Here is a 22365-nt window from a genome sequence, read left to right on the forward strand (position 1 = left end):
GGGGTGGGCCCCGCCCGCGCCTCTTTTTCTTCGAATCGCTGCGGGCCGTGATTTTACATTCTTGGCGATAGGCCGGTGTCTGTCCAGGGCAGGTGCCTCCCGGGGACAAGCCCGGCACGGACAGGCCTCGCCCGCTCACTCGCCCCCGTTCTCAGGGGGCTCTTCCTCCAGCCCGGGCACCTTCTCTTTGAGCCGGATCCCGCGCCGCTTGCGGGACCCTGCCAACTTCGCCTCCGGCTGGGCCGACCTGGGCTCCGGCGCCTCTGTCTTTGGCCCCGGCGCGGGCGGCCTCCGCTCGGGCGCAGCCGGCCTCGGCTCCAGGCTGGCTGGTTTCGGCGCGGGGGCAGGCGGCGGGGTGGGGGAGGGGCGGGGCGCGCGGGGTGCCGGCGCGGAACGAGGGGCGCGCGCAGCGGGTGCGGGCTCAGCGGGTCCCGGCTGTTGGGGGACCGCAACCGCCGAGGCCAGCCGGGAGCGCCAGTGCCGGATCGTGTGCCGGGACAGGACCGCAACCCGCCGCACCGCGCGTCCCGCCGCCCTGCGCAAGGGGACCGAGACCTGCTCCCAGAGGGCCAAGGCCTGCTCCCGGACCTCCGTGGTGATGACCCCCAACCGGCGGCGCGCTTTCACCAGGGCGGGATAGGCGGAGAGGCGCCCCGGGGCGGGGGGCCGCCTGGCCGGGGATTGTCCCCCCGTGCCGCTGAAGGCGAGCCGCTTGAGGGCGTCCTCGGCGTTCACGCAGCCGATGGGGATGACCACCAGGGTGAGCAGGGTCGAGACGATGACGCCGAAGGCGAGGGAGACCGCCATGCCCTTGAAGATGGAGTCGCCCAGGATGACGCTCGCCCCGGCCACGAGCGCGAGGGCGGTGATGAGGATGGGGCGCGTGCGGGTTTTGCAGGCCTGGATCACCGCCTCCTCGACCGACAACCCCCGGCGCACGGCGTGGATGGAGAAATCGACCAGCAGGATGGAGTTGCGCACGATGATGCCGGCGAGCGCGATCCAGCCGATCATCGAGGTAGCGGTGAACTCCGCGTCGAAGAGCCAGTGGCCGGGGATGATCCCGAGGAGGGTCAGGGGAATGGGGGCCATGATCAGGGCGGGTATCCGGAAGTCGCCGAATTCCCAGACCACCAGGACGTAGATGAGCAGGAGCGCCGCGGCGAAGGCCACCCCGAGGTCCCGGAAGGTCTCGTAGGTGACGGTCCACTCGCCGGTCCACTCGAAGCCCGAGCGGCCGTCGCTCTCGGGCGGGCCGAAGAAGCTGCCGCTCACCGGGTGACCGTCCGGAGACCGGTAGCCCTGGAGCAGGTCCTCCACCTGGAGCATGCCGTAGATGGGCGCGGCCAGCCGGCCCACGCTCTCTGCGGTCACGTACTCCACGGACCGCAGGTCCTTGTGGTAGATGGTGAAATCCTCGGGCACCTGCACGAAGCGGCCGAGCTCGGCGAGCGGCACGGTGCCGCCGGTGGCCGTCGGGATGGGGAGGTCGCTCAAGCGGTTGACCTGGGAGCGCTGGGCGAGCGGGACCTGGATGACGATGTGGGTCGGCTCCAGGGCGCGGGCGCCCTTGATGTCCCCCAGCTTGTAGTTGCCCATGGCCATCGCCAGGTTGCGGTTGATGGTGTCGACCGAGATCCCCCGGCGCACCGCCTTCTCGGTCTCCACCTCGAACCGCCAGTAGGCGTAGGGGGCCTCCAGTTGGTTGTCCACGTCCCCGAGGTTCGGGGCCCGCTCGAAGATCTCGGTGAGGTCGGCCGCGACCCGGCGCCGGGTTGCGGGGTCCGGCCCGTGGACCTCGGCGACGACGGTCTGCAGGACCGGCGGGCCGGGGGGCATCTCCACGACGGCGATCCGGGCGCCGGCCGCGCGCGCGGGCTCCGTGAGCCACTCGCGCGCCGCGACCGCCAGGTCGTGGCTGGTCAGGTGGCGCTGGCTCTTGTGGGTGACCTGGACATGGATCTCCGCCTGCCAGGGTTTGTCCCGCAGGTAGTAGTGGCGAACCATGCCGTTGAAATCGAAGGGCCGGGCGGTGCCCACGTAGGTCTGGAGCGCGGTGACCTCGGGCACCCGCTGGCGCACGATCTCCGCCAGGCGCCGGGTGAGGTTGGCGGTGACGGGGAGCGCGGTCCCCTCGGGCATGTTGATGACGACGCTGAGCTCGGACTTGTTGTCGAGCGGCAGCATCTTCACCGTCACCCACTTCGTGTAGAAGAACGAGAGGGCCACCAGCAGGCTGCCCCAGAGGACCGCCTGGAAGGCGATGCGCTTGCGGCGGTCGTGGATGAGCGGCACCAGGATGTCCCGGAACAGCTTGTCCAGCCGCTCGCTCGTCTCGTGCTCGCGCCTCTCCGCCGTGCGCAGGTACGCCATGGGGGGCTTCAGGTGCATCGCCCACCACGGGGTGAACACGAACGCCGCCAGGAGCGAGAAGACCATGGCCGCGGAGCCGAGGGCCGGGATCGGCTCCATGTAGGGCCCCATCATGCCGGTCACGAAGCCCATGGGGAGCAGGGCGGCGACGACCGTGAAGGTCGCGAGGATGGTGGGGTTACCCACCTCGCGCACCGCGTCGACGGCGGTCTCCGCCGAGGTGTTTCCCTCCTCCAGCCAGCGCCGGTAGACGTTCTCCACCACCACGATGGCGTCGTCCACCAGGATGCCGATGGAGAAGATGAGGGCGAACAGGCTGACGCGGTCGATCGTGTAGCCCATGAGGAAGGCCGCGAACACCGTGAACAGGATGACGACGGGGATGACCAGGAGCACGACCAGCGCGGGGCGCAGCGCGCGGAAGGCAAGCAGGACCAGGATGAAGACGAAGCCGGTGGCCTTGAAGAGCTTCGCGATCAGCTCGTTCACCTTGTCGTTCGCGCTCTCCCCGTAGTTGCGGGTGAGGGACACCTGGACGTTGTCCGGGATGAGCACTCCCTTCAGGGCCTCGAGCCGGCCGAGGATGGCGTGCGCGACCTCGACCCCGTTGCTGCCCTCCTTCTTGGCGAGCGCCACGGTCACCGCGGGGGCCCCGGCCGCCTCGACCGGGTGCTTGCCTGCAGGTGCGCTGTAGTACTCGACGATCTGGCTCGTGTCCTCCGGCTCCTGGCTCACCCGCGCGATGTCGCGCACGTACACGGGCACGTCGTTGCGGCTGCCCACCACGAGCCGGGCGATGTCCTCCGGTGTGCGCAGGAACGCCCCGGTGACGACGCTGAAGTGAGTGTCCGACGACTCGAGGTTGCCGGCCCGCTGCTCGGAGTTGGCGGTCCGGATGGTGTTCGCGACCTGGTCCAGGCTGATCCCGTATCCCGAGAGGCGCTCGGGGAAGACCTCCACCCGCACCTGGTCTGCGCGCCCGCCCACGAGGAACCCCTGTCCGGTATTGGGCACTTCCTTCAATGCCTGGAGCACGTCGAGCCCGAGCTTGCGCAGGGCGCCGTCGTCCACCGTGCGCGACCAGAGGGTGAGCGTCACCACCGGCACGTCGTCGGCGCCCTTCGGCTTCACGAGCGGCGGCAGTACGCCCGACGGGACCTTGTCCATGTTGGACTGGATCTTGTCGTGGACCTTGACGATCGACGCCCCGAGGTCCTCGCCCACGAAGAACTGCGCCGTCACCATCCCCTGCCCGCGCTGGGTCGCAGAATAGATGTGCTCGATGCCGGGGATCTCGCTCATCATTCGCTCGAGGGGCTCGATGGCGAGGGCGGCGACCTGGGCGGCGGAGGCGCCCGGGTACTGCACGAAGACGTCCACCAGGGGCACCGAGATCTGGGGGTCCTCCTGGCGCGGGGTCACGGCGAGCCCGAGCAGCCCCATGAACAGCATGACCATGAACAGGAGGGGCGAGAGCGGGGAGTTGATGAAGGCCTGCGTCAGCCGCCCCGCGATACCGAGGCTCTCGCCGGGCAGGGGGGGCGCGGAACGGGCCGGGCGGCCTGGGGTACGGGGGGCGTCAGGATGCTCAGCCATGGTCGCTCGCGTCTCGGGGCCGGTGCCCCCGTTCCCGAAAAGGCCGACGGGCCTCCCGGGGAGGCCCCATCGGTCCGGTCGGCTTGCGCAGGGGCGCGGTCGTCAGTAACCGGGTGAAGCGGAATCCCGGTAGTGCGAGCCACTCGGGGCCGGGCCGGGATTCCAGCTGGCCCCCTTGTCGGCGTCGATGTAGACCATCTCCCCTGGCTGCAGGCCCGACAGCACCGTGGTGTGGTAGGCGTCCACTCGCTCGCCCAGTCGCACGATGCGCAGCTCTCTGTTCTTCTCGTCCCGGGCCACGTGGACCATGGGCAGGCTGCCCCGCTGGCTGATCGCGGCGTTCGGCACGATCACGACGGTGCGTACCGGCGCGTCCACGTCCGGGACCATCACCTCCGCGTACATCCCCGGCGCGGCGGGCGCCGAGGTGGGGAGGTCCAGCTTCACCCGCACGGTATGCCGCTGGGGATCGGCGATCGGAAAGATCTGCGCCACCCGGACGTCCACCCAGGTGTTGCGGATGTCCAGCTTCGCGCGCAGCCACATCCCATCCCGGACGCCCGGCATCAGGCGCGACGGGACCTCCACCTGGACCTGCAGGTAGTGGGTGTCGGCGAACTGGAGCAGCGGCTGGCCGGGCTGTACGGTGTCCCCGACCTCCACGAATTTCTTGATGATCATGCCGTCGAAGGGCGCGATCGACTTCGCGTCCCGGAACTTGGCCTCGACCTGCTGCACCTGGGAGAGGGCCTTCAGGTAGGCGTTGCGCGCCTGCTCGATCTGGATCCCGTGACCGTACAGGTCCGCCGAGCGCTCGAGCGCCGGGTTGCCCTGGCCCATCATGCCACCCATGGGCCGGGTCACGAACTGGTCGAACAGGGAGGGCAGGCCCATCCCGGGCATCTGGGAGGGCGACTGGCGCTGGGGCGCGATGAGCTCGCGCTCGTACTGGATTCCGGCGTTGCGCATCGTCGCCTCGGCGTCTCTCAGCGAGGCGAACGCGGCCTGCTGCTGGGCGCGCAGCTCGTTGTCGTCGAGCTCGACGAGGCGCGCACCCTCCTTGAAGGTGTCGCCCTCCGTGCCGGCCAGGAAGATCACGCGGCCGGGGAGTTGGGCGGCGAGGGCCACCTCCTTGTAGGGAACGACCGTCCCACCGAGGGTCACCGTGGCCTGGGAGCTGCGCGCCTCCACGGGCACGATGCGGCCCCCGTCACCCACGCCGAGTCCCTGGGCCAGAACGCTCGCGGTGAGCACCGAGCCCAGCAACGCCCCCATTGACCCAGCCCGTGGGAAACGCATCCCGGCACCCCCGCAATCGAACCGGCCGGGGGGTGCACGACCCCCCAGCCCTGGATACAGCTCAGACCTTCACCTTCCCCATCGCCGTGAAGCACTTGATGAAGGGGCCGGTCATGCGCGGGTCCTTCATCATCGCCTTGTAGTCACCCACCTCGAACTTCATCTTGCGGGTGGTGTAGGCGACGCCGAGGCCCATCATGCTGAGGCCCTTGGCGGCCCAGTTGGCCCAGTTCTCCGGGCTGGCGCGCATGTCCCAGTTCAGGGGCTCCCCATTGTACGCGCCGGCCTGCGCAACCTTGCCGTTCTCGACCACGAGCACGCCGCGGGGCGCGGCCTCACCGTCGAACCCGAAGGCCACGTTCGACTTGAAGCCGATCTTCTCCAGGGCCCCACCCAGGTCGGGGTCCGCGTTCCACTGCTCAGCAAACGCCTTCATCCACGCATCGGAAAACAGGTCTGCCATCGGTCTCTCTCCTCAATGCCGACTCGCCGGACGCGGGGCGCGCCGTGGTCGGGAAAGCCGAGTAAATTAGTGTATACAGGGGGCTTTTTCAATGGGCCCCGGGCCGCTCGGCAGGCGCTGCGGGGTCTTCCCCTCGCGCCCGGGGACCCTCGATGCGGGCCATGGTGCCCTCAATCCAGTTCTCCACGTCGGCCAGGATCTCGGCGGCACGGCGTCCCGCCGAGGGAATCGGCGGTCCGATCACCACCCGGACCGTCCCGGGGTACTTGCGCAGGCTGCGCCGGGGCCAGAACTCCCCGGCGTTGTGGGCGACCGGGACCACTGGCCGGCCCGTGCGCTCGGCGAGCAGCGCCCCGCCGGTGTGGTAGCGCCCGCGCGTGCCGGGGGGCACCCGGGTCCCTTCCGGGAAGACCACCACCCAGACCCCGCGCTCCAGGCGATCCGCGCCCTGGGCGAGCACCTGGTCCATGGCCCGGCGGCCGGCCCGCCGGTCGATGGCGATGGGCTCGAGCAGGGCGAGCCCCCAGCCGAAGATCGGGATCCAGAGCAGTTCGCGCTTCAGCACCCAGGTCTGGGGGCGGAACAGTACCTGCAAGGCGATGGTCTCCCACGCCGACTGGTGCTTCGCCATGACGATGGCGGGGGTGGACAGGATGTGCTCGCGCCCCGCCACCTCGAAGCCGAGCCCGCAGGTCTTCTCCAGCCACCAGAGGTTGAAGCGGGCGAACTGGCTGACCGCCCGGTAACGGGTGGCGAGGGGCAGGGGAAAGGTGAGCAAGGCGAACGGCGCGAACAGCACCAGGGAGATGTACTGGCCCGTCAGGAAGAGTAGCGAGCGCAGCAGGACCCCCGTCGGGCCCGGGGTCCCGGGGGCCTGGCGTGCCGGGTCTCGGGGTGCTTCGGCCACCGTCGCTCCCTACCCCGGGGCCGGCCCCGCGGCCGGCGAGAGCAGATGGGAAACGACCGCCCCCAGGTCGTCGAAGACCTCCACCCCGGGGAGCGGTCCCTTCTCGGCCAGAGTCCTGTGGCCCTTGCCGGTGCGCACGAGGATGGGCCGGGCCCCGGCGGCCACGGCCGACTCCACGTCCCGGTAGGAGTCCCCGATCGCCGGGACGCCGGTGAGCGGAACCCGCAGGCGCGAGGCGATCTCCAACAGCAGGCCGGGCTTCGGCTTGCGGCAGGCGCAGTCGTCCTCCGGGCGGTGGGGGCAGAAGAAGATGGCGTCAATGCTGCCCCCCAGCTCCGCGAGCTGGCCCTTCATCCGGTCGTGGATGGCGTTCAGGGTCTCCACGTCGAAGAGCCCGCGCCCGATGCCCGACTGATTGGTGGCGACGACCACCCGGTAGCCGGCCCGGCTCAGGCGCGCGATGGCGTCGAGGCTCCCCGGGATCGGGTGCCACTCCGCCGGTGACTTCACGTAGCCGTCGGAGTCCTGGTTGATGACTCCATCGCGGTCGAGGATGACGAGTTGCACGCTGGGGTCTCAGGCCTGCAGCCGGGAGATGTCCGCGGCGCGCAGGAACAGCCCGTTGACCTCGGCCAGCAGGGCCAGCCGGTTCCTGCGCACCCGCTCGTCGTCGACCATCACCATCACCTCGTCGAAGAATCGGTCGACGCCCTCCCGCAGGCCCGCGAGGCGGGTGAGTGCCTCGGGGTACTCGCCGGCGGCGAGGAGCGGCTGCACCTCCCGGGCCATTATGGCGACGACCCGTGCCAGCTCGCGCTCCGCGGGGGCCTCGAGCAGCGCGGGGTCCGCGCCGCCCTCGGGGGCCTCGCCGGCCTGGCGCAGGATGTTGTGGATGCGCTTGTTGGCCGCCGCGAGGCTCGCCGCCTCGGGCAGTCGGCGGAACGCGCCGACGCCCCGTACGCGGCGGTCGAAGTCCACCGGGCGGGTGGGGCGGCGGGCGAGCACCGCTTCGAAGGTGTCCGGCGCGACGCCCGCGTCCAGGTAATAGGCGCGCAGGCGCTCCATCGCGAACTCCAGCACCTGCTCGGCGACCGGCTCGGCCTCGAACAGGTCGTAGGTCCGGGCCGAGAGCAACAGCAACGCCTGCAGGTCGACGTCCAGCCCGCGCTCGATCAGGATGCGCACGACCCCGAGCGCCGCGCGCCGCAGCCCGAAGGGGTCCCGGTCCCCGGTGGGGCTCTGCCCGATGCCGAAGATGCCGGTGAGGGTGTCGAGCTTGTCGGCCAGGGAGAGGATCTGACCGGTCGTGGTCGCCGGGAGCGCGTCGCCCGCGAACCGGGGCAGGTACTGCTCGTCGATGGCCGTGGCCACCTCCGGGTGCTCGCCGTCGTGCAGGGCGTAGTGCCGCCCCATCACCCCCTGGAGCTCGGGGAACTCCCCGACCATCTCGGTGACCAGGTCGCACTTGGAGAGCGCGGCGGCCCGCTCGGCCAGGGCCGGGTCGACGCCGAGCTCCCGGGCGATGCCGCCCGCCACCCGGGCGATCCTGCGGGTGCGGTCGAGGAGGGTGCCCAGGCGCTGCTGGAACACGACCCCGCCGAGCGTCTCGGCGCGGCTCGCGAGCGGGGCCGCGCGGTCCTTCTTCCAGAAGAAGTCCGCGTCCGCCAGGCGCGGGCGCACCACCCGCTCGTTGCCCGCGCGCACCGCGCCCGGGTCCCGGCTCTCCACGTTCGCCACCGCGATGAAGTGGGGCAGGAGCCGCCCGTTCCCGTCGACCAGGTGGAAGTAGCGCTGGTTGCCCTTCATGGTGGCGATGAGGGCCTCGGCCGGGACCTCGAGGAAGCGCGCGTCGAACCCGCCCGCGAGGGCCACGGGCCACTCCACCAGGCTGGCGACCTCGCTGAGCAGGGCCTCGTCGATCACCGCGCGCCCGCCGAGGTCGGCGGCGACCGCCTCGACCTGCCGGCGGATGCGCTCGCGCCGCGCCCCGAGGTCGACCAGCACCCGGCCGGGGGCCTCCAGCCGCTCGGCGTACTCGCCGGGCGAGGACAGGGTCACCGGGCCGGGGTGGTGGAAGCGGTGGCCACGGCTCTCGCGCCCCGCGCGCACGCCCAGCACCTCAGCGGGCACCACGTCCCCGCCGAAGAGCAGGACCACCCAGTGCACGGGGCGCACGAACTCCACCTCCCCATCGCCCCAGCGCATGCGCTTCGGGATGGGCAGGCGCGCCAGCGCCTCCTCGGCGATCCCGGCGAACAGGCTCACGGCCGGGGCCCCGACCTGGGTGCTGCGGTGCACAAGCCAGCTGCCCTTGTCGGTCTCGAGCCGCTGCACCTCGGCGATGTCGAAGCCGCAGGAGCGGGCGAAGCCGAGGGCCGCCTGCGTGGGCCGGCCTTCGGCGTCGTAGGCGGCGCGCAGCGCCGGCCCCCGACGCTCCACGGCCTTGTCGGGCTGGCGGTCGGCGACCTGGCGCGCGAGGACGGCCAACCGGCGCGGGGTGGCGAATGCGCGCACCTCGCCGTGGGCCAACTCGGCGCGGTCGAGCCCCGCCACGACACCGGTCCGGAAGGCCTCGGCCAGGCCCTGGAGCGCCTTTGGCGGCAGCTCCTCGGTGCCGATCTCGATCAGCAGGTCACGGTCAGCCATGGCGGGTCCCCCGGGAGCCGGCGAGCATCGGGAAGCCGAGGGCCTCGCGGGCCTTGTAGTAGGCCTCGGCGACGGCCCGCGCGAGGGTGCGCACCCGCAGGATGAACCGCTGGCGCTCGGTGACCGAGATGGCGCGGCGGGCGTCGAGCAGGTTGAAGGTGTGCGAGGCCTTGAGGACCATCTCGTAGGCTGGGAGGGGCAGCCCCACCTCGATGAGCCGCAGGCACTCGCCCTCGCAGGTGTCGAACCAGGCGAACAGCGCCCGGGTGTCGGCCTGCTCGAAGTTGTAGGTCGACATCTCCACCTCGTTCTGGTGGTAGACGTCGCCGTAGGTCACCCGGCCGAGCGGACCCTCGGCCCAGGTCAGGTCGTAGACGCTCTCGACCCCCTGGAGGTACATCGCGATGCGCTCGAGGCCGTAGGTGATCTCGCCCGTGACGGGGCGGCAGTCGAGGCCGCCCACCTGCTGGAAGTAGGTGAACTGCGTGACCTCCATGCCGTTCAGCCAGACCTCCCAGCCGAGGCCCCAGGCGCCCAGCGTCGGCGACTCCCAGTTGTCCTCCACGAAGCGGATGTCGTGCACCAGGGGGTCGATGCCGAGCATGCGCAGGCTGTCCAGGTAGAGCTCCTGGATCTCGAGCGGGGAGGGCTTCAGCACCACCTGGTACTGGTAGTAGTGCTGCAGGCGGTTCGGGTTCTCGCCGTAGCGGCCGTCCGTGGGGCGCCGCGAGGGCTGCACGTAGGCGGCGCGCCAGGGCTCGGGGCCGATGGAGCGCAGGAACGTGGCGGGGTGGAAGGTTCCGGCCCCGACCTCCAGGTCGTAGGGCTGCAGCAGGACGCAGCCGAGGCGGCCCCAGTACTGCTGCAGGCCGAGGACGAGCCCCTGGAACGTCCGGACGTCGACCGGGGGGTGGGGTGTGGTGCTGGCGGGCAAGGGAATGCCTCCGATCCGTCGCGGCGCGAGGTCCTGGAGTATAGCGGCGGCGCTCTCCCGGGGTCACGCGGGGTCACGCGGGCCCCTCACTCCTCGAGGTAGGTGTACCCCTCGAGGCCCGCGCGCAGCTCGGAGAGGTGCGCCTCGAGCTCCGTGCGGTCGAGTCCGGCCTCGACCCCGAGCCGCCGGTAGGCCGCGACCAGCCGCTGCGCGTCCAGGTCCACGAAGCCGAGCACGTCGCGCACGGCGTCCCCGAAGCGGGGCTCGGCCACGCGGTAGCCGTCGCCGCCGAGCTCCACGTTCGCCGAGTGGGTGTCCCCGAAGAGGTTGTGCACGTCGCCGAGGATCTCCTGGTAGGCCCCCACGAGGAAGATCCCGAGCAGGTAGGGCTCGCCGGGGCGGCGCGCGTGCAGGGGCAGGGTCGCCTCGATGCCCGCCCCGTCGACGTACACGTCGACCTGGCCGTCGGAGTCGCAGGTGAGGTCCTGGACGACCCCGCGCCGGTCCGGGCGCTCGTCCAGGCGGTGCAGGGGCACGATGGGGAAGATCTGGTCGATCGCCCAGGCGTCCGGGATCGACTGGAAGAGGGAGAAGTTGCAGATGTACTTGTCGGCGAGGCGGATGTTCAGCTCGTCGAGCAGCTCCCGGTGGCCGCGGCTGCGCGCCGAGAGGAGCCCCCGCAGGCGCTGGCCGATCGCGAAGTAGAGCGCCTCGGCGCGGGCCCGCTGGGCGAGGTCGAAGACGCCGTGGGTGAAGAGCGACTGGGCCTCTTCCAGGCCGTGGGCGGCATCGTGGAAGGCCTCCACGCTGTTGCGGTGCGACAGGCCCTCGTAGGTGTTCCAGAGCTCCTGGATGAGCCGGTGCTCGGCCTCTGCCGGGGGCGGGGGAGGTTCCGTGCCCGGGGCCGGCGTGACGTCCAGGACCTCGGTGATCAGCATGGCGTGGTGGGCGGTCATCGCCCGGCCGGACTCCGTGATCAGGTCCGGGTGCGGCAGGCCCGCCTCCTCGCAGACGTCGCGCAGGGCGTACACGACGTTGTTGGCGTACTCCTGCACCGAGTAGTTCACCGAGCAGAAGCTGCGGCAGGAGGTGCCCTCGTAGTCGACGCCGAGCCCGCCGCCCACGTCCACGACGCGGATGTCGGCCCCGAGCTCGCGCAGCGCCGCGTAGTACCGGGCGGCCTCGCGCAGCCCGTGCTGGATGTCGCTCACGTTGGCGATCTGGGAGCCCATGTGGAAGTGCATGAGCTGGAGCACGCCGAGCATCCCTTCGCGCCCGAGCCGGGCAATCATGGCGAGCACCTGCTCGGCCGACAGCCCGAACTTGGAGCGCTCGCCGCCGGTGTTCTGCCACTTGCCCTTGCCCACCGAGGCGAGCCGCAGGCGCAGCCCGAGCAGCGGCTCGATGCCGGTCGCCGCACTCTCCCGCAGCACCGTCTCGAGCTCGGAGGGTTTCTCGACCACCAGGTAGACCCGCTGCCCGAGGCGCCGGCCGAGGAGCGCGAGGCGCACGTACTCCCGGTCCTTGTAGCCGTTGCAGACGATGGTGCTGCCGGCCGGCGCGAGCCCCAGGACCGCCATCAGCTCGGGCTTGCTCCCGGCCTCCAGGCCGATGCGCCCGGCGCCGTGGCCGATGATCGCCTCGACCACCCGGCGCTCCTGGTTGACCTTGATGGGGTAGACCGCCGTGTAGCTGCCCTGGTAGTCCACCTCCTGCATGGCGGCGGCGAAGGCCCCGCACAGGGCGTCGACGCGGTCGTGGAGGATGTCGGTGAAGCGCACCAGCACCGGGGGGGAGAGCCCCAGGTCCTTCAGTTCCCGGGCGAGCGTGTGCAGGTCGACCGTGCGGGGGTCGCGGGTGCCGCGGGGCCGCGCCACCAGGTGTCCGTTCGGGCCGATGTCGACGTAGCCCTCGCCCCAGTCGTCGATGTTGTAAACCTCCCGCGCGCGGGCGATCGTCCAGTCGGCTCTGTCCACTCGTTTCCTCCCCTGGCCCCGGATCATTCTACGGCACCCGGGGGGCGCACGGTGCCCATGCTCCCGGGGGGCCTGTGGCTCCGGGGGCCGCGGCCCGGAGAAAGCCCCCCCTACGATGGCTCGCGCGGACCCCGTATCATGCGGGTGGGCGCCGGTGTGCGCCGCAGCGGTGCGCCCGGCCGGCCGCAAGTGGAAGGAGAGAAACCCGTGAGCAAGAACGAAGACATCAAGAAAGAGCCGAAGAAGAAGCCCACGAAGACCCTGAAGGAGAAGCGGGCGGAGAAGAAGGCCAAGAAGTCCAACAAGACGTCCTGAGCCTCACGCCCGGCCGCGGGTCCCCCGAGAGGCGCTGGGAGGCCGAGCGCCCCCAGGGTCTACCATTGCACCCGTTCCACGGTCCCGAGGGAGCGGCCGAGGAAGCGCTCCCCGATCGTCTGGAAGCGCAGGGGGACGTCCGTCACCGTGTAGCGGTAGGTGGGCAGGGTGTCCCCCGGGTTGGCGAGGCCGAGCCCGGTGAGGGTGCGGGCCGCCTGCTCGGCCACCGTGATGGCCGAGTCCACGAGCCGGACGCCGGGCCCCGCGACCTCCTGCAGCAGGGGCTTCAAGAGCGGGTAGTGGGTGCACCCGAGCACGAGTGCGTCCACGTTCTCGGCGACCACCGGGCGCAGGTACTCCTGGGCGGTCAGGTGGGTCACCGCGTGGTCGAGCCAGCCCTCCTCCACCAGGGGCACGAGCAGGGGGCAGGCCTGGGAGTACACCCGCACGTGCGGGTCGAGGGCGTGGATCCGGCGGGCGTAGGCGTTGCTGTCGATGGTGGTGGGGGTGCCGATGACCCCGATGGCGCGCGCGGGCGACTCCTGCACCGCGGCGCGGGCGCCGGCCTCGATCACGTCCAGCACCGGGATGCCCCCGGCCCGCTCCTTGACCACGTGGGAGGCCACCGCCGCCATGGTGTTGCAGGCGATGATGAGCATCTTCACGCCCTGCTCCAGCAGGTAGTCGGTGATCTGCGCGGTGTAGGCCTCGATGGTCGCCACCGATTTCACGCCGTAGGGGACCCGCGCGGTGTCGCCGAAGTACAGGATGCTCTCGAGGGGCAGGCGCTCCATGAGAGCGCGGACGACCGTGAGGCCGCCCACACCGGAGTCGAACACCCCGATGGGCAGCTTGGCAGTTGCAGTCATGACGGCGCCGGTTGAGGGGGAGACCCGATTCTAGGGAAAATCGGGCCAACTCCCAATCGCCCTTCCGGTGGGTCCCTGCTTCCTTCGAGTCGCTGCTGCCTTTGAGACACCCGCACTCCTTCGAGGTCATCGTGATCGGCGGCGGCCACGCCGGCACCGAGGCTGCGCTCGCCGCGGCCCGGGCCGGCGCGAGGACGCTGCTGCTCACCCACAACGTCGAGACCCTGGGTCAGATGAGCTGCAACCCCGCCATCGGTGGGATCGGCAAGGGCCATCTCGTGCGCGAGGTGGACGCCCTCGGGGGGCTCATGGGGCGCGCCGCCGACCGCGCCGGGATCCAGTTCCGGACCCTGAACGCGCGCAAGGGGCCGGCCGTCCGGGCGACGCGGGCCCAGATCGACCGCCAGCTCTACAAGCGCGAGGTCCGCCGGGCCCTCGAGAGCCAGCCGGGCCTCACCCTGTTCCAGCAGGCGGTGGACGACCTGGTCGTCGAGGGCGGCCGCGTGGCCGGGGTCATCACACAGATTGGCCTGCGCTTCGACGCCCCCTGCGTCGTGCTCACGGTGGGCACCTTCCTCGCGGGCAAGATCCACGTGGGACTCACGAGCTACCCCGGGGGACGCGCGGGTGACCCCCCCGCCACCGCGCTCGCCGCGCGCCTGCGGGACATGCCCTTCCGGGTCGAGCGCCTGAAGACCGGCACCCCGCCGAGGATCGACGCACGCACGGTGGATTTCTCGCGGCTCACCGTCCAGGCGGGGGACGACCCGGCGCCCGTCTTCTCCTTCCTCGGGAGCGCCGCGGAGCACCCCCGTCAGGTCCCCTGCTGGATCACGCGCACCAACGAGCGCACCCACGACGTCATCCGCGCCGGGCTCGACCGCTCGCCGCTCTTCACCGGGCGCATCGAGGGGGTGGGGCCCCGTTATTGCCCGTCGGTGGAGGACAAGGTGGTGCGCTTCGCCGAGCGCCCGAGCCACCACGTGTTTCTCGAGCCCGAGGGGCTGGACACCTTCGAGCTCTACCCGAACGGCATCTCGACGAGCCTGCCGTTCGACGTCCAGTACGCCCTGGTGCGCTCCATCCCGGGCCTGGAGGAGGCGCACATCACCCGCCCCGGCTACGCCATCGAGTACGACTTCTTCGACCCGCGGGACCTGCGGCCCTGGCTCGAGACACGCCAGGTGGAGGGTCTCTTCTTCGCCGGGCAGGTGAACGGCACGACGGGCTACGAGGAGGCCGCCGCGCAGGGCGTGGTGGCCGGGGTGAACGCCGCGCTGCGGGTGCAGGGCCGCGAGTCCTGGTGGCCCCGGCGGGAGGAGTCCTACGTGGGGGTGATGATCGACGACCTGGTCACCCGCGGCACCCGCGAGCCCTACCGGATGTTCACGAGCCGGGCCGAGTACCGGCTGCTGCTGCGCGAGGACAACGCCGATCTCCGTCTGACGCCCGCCGGGCGCGCCCTCGGGCTGGTCGACGACGCGCGCTGGGGCGCGTTCGAGGCCAGGCGCGAGGCGCTGGAGCGCGAGCGCCAACGGCTCGGGGAGACGCGCCTGCGCCCCGAGGCCCTCGCGAGCGTCGAGGCGCTGGCCGTCCTCGGCCAGGCGCCGTCCCGGGACAGCTCGCTCCTCGACCTGCTGCGCCGCCCGGAGGTGAGCTACCGGGCCCTCATGACCTTCCCCGGCGCCGGGCCCGGTGTCGCGGACCCGAGCGTCGCGGAGCAACTGGAGGTGCAGGCGCACTACCACGGGTACATCGAGCGCCAGGAAGGGGAGGTTGCCCGCCAGCGCCGGCACGAGGACCTGGCACTGCCCGAGGACCTGGATTACGGGGAGGTCCGGGGGCTCTCGTTCGAGGTCCGCCAGACGCTCGCCGCCCAGCGGCCGGTGACCCTCGGCCACGCCTCGCGCATCCCCGGGGTCACGCCGGCCGCCGTCTCGCTGCTCCTCGTCCACCTGCGCAAGCGCCCGCCCGCGGGCCGGCCGGAGGCCGGGGCGGGTGAGTGACTCCTCCGCGGTGGATGACGAGCTCGACCTGCGCCGGCAGCTCGTCTCCGGGGCGGCGGAGCTGGGGATCGCGCTGGTTGCCCGGCAGGTGGAGGACCTCCTCGGATACCTGCGGTTACTGGAACACTGGGGCCGCGCCTATAATCTGACCTCGGTCAAGGAGCCGGGCGAGAGGGTGACTCGCCATCTCCTGGACTCGCTGGCCGTGGCGCCGTACGTGCGCGGCGAGCGCTGCCTCGACGTCGCCACCGGCGCGGGTCTGCCGGGGCTGGTGCTGGCGGTGGCGGACGGCGGGCGCATGTGGACGCTCCTCGACAGCGCCGGCAAGAAGACCCGCTTCTGCCGCCAGGTGGTGCTGGAGCTGGGGCTGAAGAACGTGGAGGTCGTCCAGTCCCGGGTCGAGGACTTCCGCCCCGACCGCCCGTACGACACGGTGACCGCCCGGGCCTGGGCGCCGCTGGCGGAGGTGGTGCGGCAGGCCGCGAGGCTCGTCCGGCGGGGAGGGCGTATCCTGGCGCTGAAGGGGGTGTTGCCCCACGCGGAGCTTGCGGAGCTCGTGGACCCGCCCGGACCCGTCTCGGTGCACCGCCTGCAGGTGCCGGGTCTCGGCGCGGAGCGCCACCTCGTGGTCGTGCAGGTCGAGGCCGCCGCAGGCCCCGGCCGGTGAAGGGGGCTGACATGGCGCGCGTGATCGCGATCACGAACCAGAAGGGCGGGGTCGGCAAGACCACCACCAGCGTGAACCTGGCCGCCTCGCTCGGCGCGGCGCGCCGGCGGGTCCTGCTGGTCGACCTGGACCCCCAGGGCAACGCGACCATGGGCAGCGGCGTGGACAAGCGGGCGCGCAAGCGCACGACCTACGACCTCCTGATGGGCGAGGCCAGCGCGGCGGACATCCGCGTGCGGCTGCCCCAGACCCACTACGACCTGCTCCCGAGCAACGGCGACCTCACCGGCGCCGAGGTCGGCCTGCTGGACGAGGTGGGGCGCGAGGTGCGCCTGCGCCACGGGCTCGAGCCCATCCGGGACGAGTACGACTACGTCCTCATCGACTGCCCCCCGGCGCTCAGCATGCTCACCGTGAACGCACTGGTGGCCGCGGACACCGTGATGATCCCCATGCAGTGCGAGTACTACGCCCTCGAGGGGCTCTCGGCGCTCATGGACACGGTGGAGAAGATCCGCCGCTACCTCAATCCGGCGCTGAAGATCGAGGGGCTCCTGCGCACCATGTTCGACGTGCGCAACAACCTCGCGAACCAGGTCTCCGAGCAGCTCATCAGCCATTTCGGCGACAGGGTCTACCGCACCGTCATCCCGCGCAACGTGCGCCTGGCCGAGGCCCCGAGCCACGGCCTGCCCGTGCTGCTCTACGACCGGGCGTCCAAGGGGGCGCTCGCCTACCTCGCGCTCGCCGGCGAGATCCTGCGCCGGGAGGGCGTGGCGGTCCCGAGCCCGGCGTGAGGTCCGAGCCTCGCGTGAGGTCCGAGCCTCGAGTGAGGACGGTCCGGGCCCGTTGGCTTTTGGATCGGCGGTGCTATAGTTCCGGCCGGCAGCCGCCCGCGAGCGCTGGCGAAGCCGCCGGCCTGCCCCACGGCAGGCCGTGTCCGCGGGCCCGGGGGGGTTCCAGGTGAGCAAGAGGCGAGGATTGGGGCGGGGACTCGAGGCGCTGCTCGGCGGCGCCTTCGGCGCACCGGGTGAGCCGTTGCCGGAGGAAGAGCCGGCCGCGAGCAGCCTGCGGGAGCTGCCCCTCGACCTCATCGAGCGGGGGCGTTACCAGCCGCGCACCGACATGGACCCGGCGGCGCTCGAGGACCTCGCGGCGTCCATCCGGGCCCAGGGCGTGGTGCAGCCGATCGTGGTCCGGCCCCTGCTCGGGGGCGAGCGCTACGAGATCATCGCGGGGGAGCGCCGCTGGCGCGCGTCGCAGATCGCGGGGCTCGATCGGATCCCGGCGGTGGTGCGCGAAGTCCCGGACCAGGCGGCGGTGGCCATCGCGCTCATCGAGAACATCCAGCGCGAGGACCTGAACCCCATCGAGGAGGCGCGCGCCCTCAATCGCCTGATCGAGGAGTTCGAGCTGACCCACCAGGAGACCGCGGACGCGGTCGGCCGCTCGCGCGCGGCGGTGAGCAATCTCCTGCGCCTGCTGGACCTCGCGGCCGAGGTCCGCACGCTCCTCGAGAACGGCGACATCGAGATGGGCCACGCCCGGGCGCTCCTCGCCCTGGGCGGCGAGGCGCAGGCCCAGGCCGCCCGGGTCGTGGTGGCGCGCGGGCTCTCGGTGCGGGAGACCGAGCGGCTGGTGCAGCGCATGCTGCAGGAGCCGGCGATCGGGAAATCCGTTGCCTCCCTGGACGCGGACACCCGGCGTCTCCAGGACGACCTCGCCCAGCGCCTCGGCGCGCGGGTGCACATCCAGCACAGCTCCCGGGGCAGGGGCCGGCTCGTCATCCAGTACAACAGCCTGGACGAGCTCGACGGCATCCTCGCCCACATCCGCTGAGCGCCTGACCGGGGCGGGACCGGCGGGCCTCCGGGCCCGTTGATCAGTGATTCAGAATTAACTTATACTCGCCGCCGCTTTCGCGGGGACCGGCGTCGGCGCGGCTCCTGAACGGGGCGTGCGGCTGTCGCCGGCTGTGGAACCTGGGGTCGCGGGCCAGCAAAGAAGAAAGAATGGTCACCGTGACTCGTTCCCTCGAGCTCAAGGCGAGCGACGTCTACCGATTGCTGCTGGTGCAGTTTTCGATCGTGGCGGGCGCGGCGCTGGTCGCGTTCCTGGGTTGGGGACGCGAGCCTGCGTTGGGCGTTGCCTTCGGCGGTGCGGTGGCGCTCGTGAGCGCCTGGCTGCTCGGGAGGCGCCTGCGCAGGACGGCTGAGCTGGGTCGGACCAGCCCCGGACTGGAGACAGTTTCGCTGTACGCCGGGGCGGTCGAGCGCTTCGTGTTCGTACTGGGCATGTTCTGGCTGGCTATGGGGCACCTGGCGCTGCCCGCGCCGGGCGTACTGGTCGGGTTCGGGCTGGCCCAGTTGGCGTATTACATCGCCGGCGCAATCGCGCGGTCCGGCGTCGAGAGGGCGGGAGCCCGCGTGGAGAAGTGGGGATGAGCGAGGCAGCGACGCACGGCGCCTTCGATCCGGTCGCCTACATCCAGCACCACCTGACCAACGCCTGCGTCGGGTGCGACCCCGCAACTCACCGCCCCGCTGATCTCGTCGATTTCACCGTCTTCTTCCTCGACACCTTCCTGGTGTCGCTGGCGCTCGCCAGCGTCTTCATGCTGATCGCCTGGAAGGTCGGCAGGAACCTGAAGCTGGAGCGGCCCGGCGGCCTGCAGAACGTGATCGAGGTCGTGGTCGAGTTCGTCAACCAGCAGGTGAAGGACATCTTCCCGCACGCCAGCCCCCTGGTCGGGCCGCTCGCCCTGACGATCTTCGTGTGGGTCGTCCTGATGAACTCCATGGACCTCCTGCCGGTCGACCTGAGCGGCTGGATCGCAGGGCTCATCGGCGAGCGTTTCTTCGGCCTCGACCCGCACCACATCTACCTGAAGATGGTGCCGACGACGAACCTGGACACGACCTTCGGGCTGTCCCTCTCGGTGTTCCTCCTCATCATCGGCTTCCACATCAAGAGCAAGGGCCTGGCGGGCTTCGGGCATCACCTCCTGACCCACCCCTTCGGCAAGTACGCGGCCCCGTTCAACGTCCTGATGAACATCATCGAGGAGCTCGCCAAGCCGTTGAGCCTCGGGCTCCGGTTGTTCGGCAACATGTTCGCCGGCGAGCTCATCTTCCTGCTGATCGCCTTGCTGCCCTGGTGGATCCAGTGGATCCCGGGGGGTGCCTGGGCGATCTTCCACATCCTCGTGGTGCTGCTCCAAGCCTTCGTCTTCATGCTGCTGACCATCGTCTTCCTGGCCCTGGCCAGCGAGCAGCAGGCGGCGCATTGATTGGGTTGTTCGATTCCTGAGACAGAGGAGAGCTGTGATGAGTCCTGAACTGGTTACCAGCCTGTACACCAACACCGCGTGGGTGGTCGGTATCATCCTCACCGCGGCGGCCCTTGCCACCACGTTCTCCTGGGGCATCATCGCCTCGAAGTACCTGGAGTCCCTGGCCCGCCAGCCCGAGATGCGCGCCCAGTTGCTCGGCCAGATGCTGTTTACGGGCGGGTTGATGGAGGCCTTCCCGATGATCGTGCTCGGTATCTCCATGTGGTTCGTGACCGCCAACCCCTTCATCAGCGCTGCCAAGGCCGCCATCGCGGGATAGGCGCGACGCTCAGGGTCTGCGACGCGGCGCAGGGCGCGGTCACGCTCGCAACGGGAGTCGGACAGTGAATTTCACCGCCACGCTGTTGGGTCAGATGATCACCTTCGCGGTGCTCGTCCTGTTCATCAAGGCCGTCCTCTGGCAGCCGATGCTGCGCATGCTGGAGGAGCGCAAGAGGCGCATCGCCGACGGTCTGGCGGCGGCCGAGCGCGGTCTGCGGGACAAGGAGCTCGGCGAGAAGCGCGCCATGGAGATCATCCGCGAGGCGCACGACAAGGCGAACGAGTTGATCTCGCTCGCCCAGAAGCGCACCGCGGACATCATCGAAGAGGCCAAGGACGCCGGCCGTGCCGAGGGCGAGCGGATGGTCGCCGCGGCGCGGGCCGAGATCGAGCAGGAGGCCAACCGTACGCGCGAGGGTCTGCGCCGCGAAGTGGTGGCGCTGGCGATCAGGGGCGCCGAGCAGGTGCTCGGGCGGGAGGTCGACGAGGCGCAGCACCGCGTCGTGCTCGACAAGCTGGTCGCCGACCTGCAGGGCCAGTCCGCATGAAGGAACACGCCAGGCTCGCCCGGCCGTACGCGACGGCCGTCTTCCGCATCGCGTGGCAGGGGGATGCCGTCGCCGAGTGGTCGGACCTGCTGAGTTTTCTGGCGGCCGTGGTCTCGGACCCGCTCATGCGGGACGTCATCGCCGACCCGCGGGTTCCCAGGGATACGCTCTCGGAGCTCCTGCTCTCGATCCTCGGCGACGGGGTGTCGGAGCAGTCGCGTAACTTCGTTCGCATGCTGGTGGAGAACCAGCGTCTCGGACTGCTGCCGGGGATCGCCGAGCAGTTCGAGGCCGAGCGGGCCCGGGCCCAGCGCCGGGAGACGGTGGAGGTGCGCTCGGCGTACCCGCTCGGAGCCGAGTTGGAGGGGGCGATCGCGCGAACGATGCGCGACCGTCTCGGGCACGAGGTCGACCTCGAGGTCAAGGTCGATTCGTCGATCATCGGCGGTGTCGTGATTCGCGCGGGAGACCGCGTGATCGACGGCTCCGTAAAGGGGCGTCTTGCCCAGCTCGCCGGCGCGCTCGCCTGACGAAGCGGCAGCGGTCTGGGCACAGGGTCGGGAGTCAGACAGGGGTTCGAAGATGCAACTGAGCGCGACAGAGATCAGCGACCTGATCCGCAAGCGGATCGAGTCCTTCAACCTGGCCACCGAGGTACGGACGGAAGGGACGGTGGTCAGTCTGACCGACGGCATCGCGCGCATTCACGGCCTATCGGACGTGATGCAGGGCGAGATGATCGAGTTTCCCAACAACACCTTCGGTCTCGCGCTCAACCTGGAGCGTGATTCCGTCGGCGCGGTCATCCTTGGGGAGTACCGCCACATCACCGAGGGGGATACGGTCCGCACGACCGGGCGAATCCTCGAGGTCCCCGTCGGGGATGTGCTACTCGGGCGGGTGGTGAATTCCCTCGGCGTGCCGCTGGACGGCAAGGGGCCCATCGAGACCCAGAACACCTCGCCCATCGAGAAGGTGGCCCCTGGTGTCATCAGCCGCCAGTCGGTCAGTCAGCCGCTGCAGACGGGACTGAAGGCCATCGACGCGATGGTGCCGATCGGCCGCGGCCAGCGCGAGCTGATCATCGGCGACCGCCAGACCGGCAAGACCGCCATCGCGATCGACACGATCATCAACCAGAAGGGCACCGGCGTTAAGTGCATCTACGTCGCCATCGGGCAGAAGGCCTCCTCGATTGCCAACGTCGTGCGCAAGCTCGAGGAATACGGCGCGATGGAGCACACGGTAATCGTCGCTGCCCCGGCGTCCGAATCCGCGGCCATGCAGTACATCGCGCCCTACGCCGGTTGCGCCATGGGCGAGTACTTCCGCGACTGGGGCGGGGACGCGCTGATCGTCTATGACGACCTGACCAAGCAGGCCTGGGCCTACCGGCAGGTGTCGCTGCTGCTGCGCCGTCCGCCGGGCCGCGAGGCGTACCCGGGCGACGTGTTCTACCTGCACTCGCGGCTGCTCGAGCGTGCGGCTCGCGTCAACGCCGAATACGTCACGAAGACGACCGGCGGGCGGATCACCAACCGCACCGGCTCGCTCACGGCGCTGCCCATCATCGAGACCCAGGCCGGCGACGTGTCCGCCTTCGTGCCGACGAACGTCATCTCGATTACGGACGGGCAGATCTTCCTCGAGAGCGATCTGTTCAACTCGGGCATCCGCCCGGCCATCAACGCGGGCCTCTCGGTCTCGCGCGTGGGCGGCGCGGCCCAGACCAAGATCGTGAAGAAGCTCGGCGGAGGTATCCGCCTGGCGCTGGCCCAGTTCCGGGAGCTGGCCGCCTTCGCGCAGTTCGCCTCCGACCTGGACGACGCCACGCGCAAGCAGCTCGAGCGGGGCCAGCGGGTCACGGAGATCATGAAGCAGCGCCAGTACTCGCCCATGTCGGTGGCGGAGCAGGCGGTGTCGCTCTTCGCAGTCGACCGCGGGTATCTCGACGACGTTCCGCTAAAGAAGGTCGTGGAGTTCGAGTCGGCGATGCTGCGCTACATGGCGGACGAGCAGTCCGGCCTGCTGGCCAGGATCAACGAGAGCGGTGCCTTCGACGACGACATAGCGCAGGCGTTGAAGCGGGCGCTCGACACGTTCAAGTCGCGCCCAGTCTTCTGAGGCAGCGGACCGGCGAGGCAGCACAGCGC

At 70.8% G+C, this 22365-nt stretch carries 19 protein-coding genes; 10 read left to right on the forward strand and 9 right to left on the reverse strand.

Annotation, left to right across the window (positions count from 1 at the left end):
• Positions 1-135 precede the first annotated feature (135 nt).
• The 9 genes from KA217_00915 to KA217_00955 all read right to left on the reverse strand — a co-directional run bounded on the left by KA217_00915 (position 136) and on the right by KA217_00955 (position 13378).
• Positions 136-3969, reverse strand: a complete 3834-nt coding sequence (locus tag KA217_00915; GenBank protein MBP7711014.1) for an efflux RND transporter permease subunit — start codon at positions 3967-3969, stop codon at positions 136-138.
• A 102-nt stretch (positions 3970-4071) separates the two neighbouring features.
• Complete coding sequence (locus KA217_00920; GenBank protein ID MBP7711015.1) at positions 4072-5244, reverse strand: efflux RND transporter periplasmic adaptor subunit; 1173 nt, start codon at positions 5242-5244, stop codon at positions 4072-4074.
• A gap of 85 nt (positions 5245-5329) precedes the next feature.
• The gene (locus tag KA217_00925; GenBank protein MBP7711016.1) at positions 5330-5731 is read right to left on the reverse strand and encodes an SCP-2 sterol transfer family protein; all 402 of its coding nucleotides are present in this window, start codon (positions 5729-5731) and stop codon (positions 5330-5332) included.
• An 88-nt stretch (positions 5732-5819) separates the two neighbouring features.
• Positions 5820-6575 (reverse strand): 1-acyl-sn-glycerol-3-phosphate acyltransferase, encoded by a 756-nt coding sequence (locus KA217_00930; protein ID MBP7711017.1) that lies wholly within the window; start codon positions 6573-6575, stop codon positions 5820-5822.
• Between the two features lie 72 nt (positions 6576-6647).
• Positions 6648-7205 carry a D-glycero-beta-D-manno-heptose 1,7-bisphosphate 7-phosphatase gene (gene gmhB / locus KA217_00935; GenBank protein MBP7711018.1) on the reverse strand — a complete coding sequence of 186 codons (558 nt, stop codon included), beginning with the start codon at positions 7203-7205 and terminating at the stop codon, positions 6648-6650.
• Between the two features lie 9 nt (positions 7206-7214).
• On the reverse strand, positions 7215-9284 hold the full coding sequence (locus KA217_00940) for a glycine--tRNA ligase subunit beta (protein MBP7711019.1): 2070 nt from the start codon (positions 9282-9284) through the stop codon (positions 7215-7217).
• Complete coding sequence (gene glyQ / locus KA217_00945) at positions 9277-10218, reverse strand: glycine--tRNA ligase subunit alpha (protein ID MBP7711020.1); 942 nt, start codon at positions 10216-10218, stop codon at positions 9277-9279. The genes KA217_00940 and glyQ overlap by 8 nt, the downstream gene beginning before the upstream one ends.
• Before the next feature lie 86 nt (positions 10219-10304).
• Positions 10305-12221, reverse strand: coding sequence for a biosynthetic arginine decarboxylase (gene speA / locus KA217_00950; protein ID MBP7711021.1), 1917 nt, complete (start codon positions 12219-12221; stop codon positions 10305-10307).
• Positions 12222-12568: 347 nt separating this feature from the next.
• A complete protein-coding gene (locus tag KA217_00955) occupies positions 12569-13378 on the reverse strand; it encodes a glutamate racemase (GenBank protein ID MBP7711022.1) in 810 nt (269 codons plus the stop codon).
• A gap of 101 nt (positions 13379-13479) precedes the next feature.
• Between KA217_00955 and mnmG the strand changes: the two genes are divergently transcribed.
• From mnmG to atpA, 10 genes are all read left to right on the forward strand, one after another.
• The gene (gene mnmG / locus KA217_00960) at positions 13480-15384 is read left to right on the forward strand and encodes a tRNA uridine-5-carboxymethylaminomethyl(34) synthesis enzyme MnmG (protein ID MBP7711023.1); all 1905 of its coding nucleotides are present in this window, start codon (positions 13480-13482) and stop codon (positions 15382-15384) included.
• Between the two features lie 28 nt (positions 15385-15412).
• Entirely contained in the window at positions 15413-16051 is a 639-nt protein-coding gene (gene rsmG / locus KA217_00965; protein ID MBP7711024.1) for a 16S rRNA (guanine(527)-N(7))-methyltransferase RsmG, read from the forward strand.
• Between the two features lie 11 nt (positions 16052-16062).
• A complete protein-coding gene (locus KA217_00970; GenBank protein ID MBP7711025.1) occupies positions 16063-16848 on the forward strand; it encodes a ParA family protein in 786 nt (261 codons plus the stop codon).
• Between the two features lie 166 nt (positions 16849-17014).
• A complete protein-coding gene (locus tag KA217_00975; protein ID MBP7711026.1) occupies positions 17015-17890 on the forward strand; it encodes a ParB/RepB/Spo0J family partition protein in 876 nt (291 codons plus the stop codon).
• Between the two features lie 173 nt (positions 17891-18063).
• Positions 18064-18495 (forward strand): ATP synthase subunit I, encoded by a 432-nt coding sequence (locus KA217_00980; protein MBP7711027.1) that lies wholly within the window; start codon positions 18064-18066, stop codon positions 18493-18495.
• Positions 18492-19340, forward strand: a complete 849-nt coding sequence (gene atpB, locus KA217_00985) for a F0F1 ATP synthase subunit A (GenBank protein MBP7711028.1) — start codon at positions 18492-18494, stop codon at positions 19338-19340. Before KA217_00980 ends, atpB begins: the two co-directional genes overlap by 4 nt.
• Before the next feature lie 37 nt (positions 19341-19377).
• Positions 19378-19662 carry a F0F1 ATP synthase subunit C gene (gene atpE / locus KA217_00990; protein MBP7711029.1) on the forward strand — a complete coding sequence of 95 codons (285 nt, stop codon included), beginning with the start codon at positions 19378-19380 and terminating at the stop codon, positions 19660-19662.
• 64 nt (positions 19663-19726) lie between these two features.
• Positions 19727-20212 (forward strand): F0F1 ATP synthase subunit B, encoded by a 486-nt coding sequence (locus tag KA217_00995; GenBank protein MBP7711030.1) that lies wholly within the window; start codon positions 19727-19729, stop codon positions 20210-20212.
• A complete protein-coding gene (locus tag KA217_01000; protein ID MBP7711031.1) occupies positions 20209-20742 on the forward strand; it encodes a F0F1 ATP synthase subunit delta in 534 nt (177 codons plus the stop codon). The genes KA217_00995 and KA217_01000 overlap by 4 nt, the downstream gene beginning before the upstream one ends.
• Positions 20743-20794: 52 nt before the next feature.
• The gene (gene atpA, locus KA217_01005; protein ID MBP7711032.1) at positions 20795-22336 is read left to right on the forward strand and encodes a F0F1 ATP synthase subunit alpha; all 1542 of its coding nucleotides are present in this window, start codon (positions 20795-20797) and stop codon (positions 22334-22336) included.
• The last annotated feature ends 29 nt before the right edge of the window (positions 22337-22365 follow it).

This window comes from Gammaproteobacteria bacterium, assembly GCA_017999615.1.
In the GTDB taxonomy this organism is placed as follows: Bacteria; Pseudomonadota; Gammaproteobacteria; order JAABTG01; family JAABTG01; genus JAGNLM01.